Origin of the sequence: Plasticicumulans sp. (assembly GCF_035331805.1) — a bacterium.
In the GTDB taxonomy this organism is placed as follows: Bacteria; Pseudomonadota; Gammaproteobacteria; order Competibacterales; family Competibacteraceae; genus Plasticicumulans.
In genome coordinates this window covers 1-1,830 of sequence record NZ_DAOLKE010000515.1, presented here as the reverse complement: position 1 = coordinate 1,830, position 1,830 = coordinate 1, and the positions used below count along the sequence as shown (strand labels likewise).

Annotated in this window: 2 protein-coding genes; both read left to right on the top strand. The window is 74.2% G+C overall.

Annotation, left to right across the window (positions count from 1 at the left end):
- The coding region (locus PKE44_RS18980) for a TolC family protein (protein WP_324554349.1) at nucleotides 1–546 on the top strand (546 nt) is incomplete at its 5' end.
- Nucleotides 543–1,830 (top strand): efflux RND transporter periplasmic adaptor subunit (locus PKE44_RS18975; protein ID WP_324554347.1); only part of this gene is annotated, 1,288 nt, incomplete at its 3' end. The genes PKE44_RS18980 and PKE44_RS18975, both read left to right, overlap by 4 nt.

The window sequence follows — 1,830 nt, the reverse complement described above, 5'->3', positions numbered from 1 at the left end:
GACGGCCTGCAGCCGCGGCTGCTTGCCGCCAATCCGCGCCTCGCTGCGCAGGCGGCGGCGGTCGAGGCGGCCGGGCACACGCGCGAACTCGCGCTCGCGAAGCGCCTGCCGGATGTCACCTTCGGCGTCTCGCCGGTGCAGCGCGGCAGCCGGCTCGATGGCTGGGAAGTCATGCTCGCGATCAACATCCCGCTCGATCAGGACGCGCGCCGCGCCGACGTGCAGGCGAGTGCCGCGCGGCTCGCCGCGGCCGAGGCCGGGCAGGTCGCGCTCGCGCTCGAACTGCAGCAAAGCCTCGCCGGCACGCTCGCCGCCTACGAGGCCGCCGGCGAACAGGAACGCCTGCTGCGCACGCGGCTGCGGCCGCAGGCCGAGGCGGCGCTGCGCTCGGCGCTCGCCGGCTACCGCAGCGGGCGCGACGACTTCACGACGCTGCTCGAAGCCGAACGCCAGACCCGCAGCGCCCGCGCCGAGCACCTGCGCGCGCAGGTCGAACAGCGCCTGCGCATCGCCGAACTCGAACGGCTGGTCGGAGAGCCGCTGTGAGCGCGCGCCGCCGTCATCTGCTGATCATGGCCGTGCTCGCGGGCCTCGTGCCGGGCCTCGGTGCTTCTGGTCCGGCCGAGCAGCCCGCTCCGGCGCAGGGCAGGATTCTCTATTACCGCAACCCGATGGGCCTGCCCGACACCTCGCCGGTGCCGAAGAAGGACCCGATGGGCATGGACTACGTGCCGGTCTACGCCGAGGCGCCGAAGCCGGCCGGCGAGGGCCGCATCCTGTACTACCGCAACCCGATGGGTCTGCCCGACACCTCGCCGGTGCCGAAGAAGGACCCGATGGGCATGGATTACGTGCCGGTGCGCGAGGGCGAGGCGGAGGCTTCCGGGCAGGTGCTGCTCACGCCCGAGAAAATCCAGAAGCTCGGCGTGCGCACCGAGGCGGTCGAGCGCCGCAGCCTCGCGCAGACCGTGCGCGCGGTCGGCCTGCTCGCGCCCGACGAGCGGCGCGAGACCGTCGTCGCGCCGCGCTACGAGGGCTGGATCGAGCGCCTGCACGTGGCCGTGACCGGCGAGTCCGTGCGCCGCGGCCAGGTGCTCGCCAGCGTGCACAGCCCCGAGATCCTCGCCACCAGCCGCGAATACCGCCTCGCGCGCGCCGTCGGCATGCGCGAACTGGCCGAGGCCGCGCTCGCGCGCCTGCGCCACTGGGGGCTGCCGCCCGGCGAGATCGCGCGCATCCGCAGCAGCCGCGACGAGGAGGCCGGCGCGACGGTGCTGCTGCTCGCGCCGGCCGACGGCGTGGTGCTGGAGCGCACGGCCGTCGCCGGCCAGCGCTTCATGCCCGGCGAGATGCTGTACCGCATCGTCGACCTGTCGCGGCTGTGGCTGCTCGTCGATGTCTACGAGCGCGACCTGGCGCTGGTGCGGCCCGGGCAGAGCGCGCAGGTCACGGTCAACGCCTGGCCGGGCGAGACCTTCAGCGCCAGCGTGAGCTTCATCTATCCGAGCCTCGATGCGCAGACGCGCACCGCGAAGGTGCGCCTCGAACTCGACAATGCCGACGGGCGGCTGAAGCCCTCGATGTACGCGGCGGCCGAGCTCGCCGGCGGCGATGCGGCGCGCACGCCGGTGCTGACGATCCCGGCCTCGGCGGTGATCGACAGCGGCACGCGCCAGGTGGCGCTGGTCGAACTCGCCGCCGGGCGTTTCGCCCCGCGCGAGCTGCGCCTCGGCCGGCGCGGCGAGGGCGTGGTCGAGGTGCTCGCCGGGCTCGCCGAGGGCGAGCGCGTCGTCGTGCGCGCGAACTTCCTGATCGACGCCGAAAGCAACC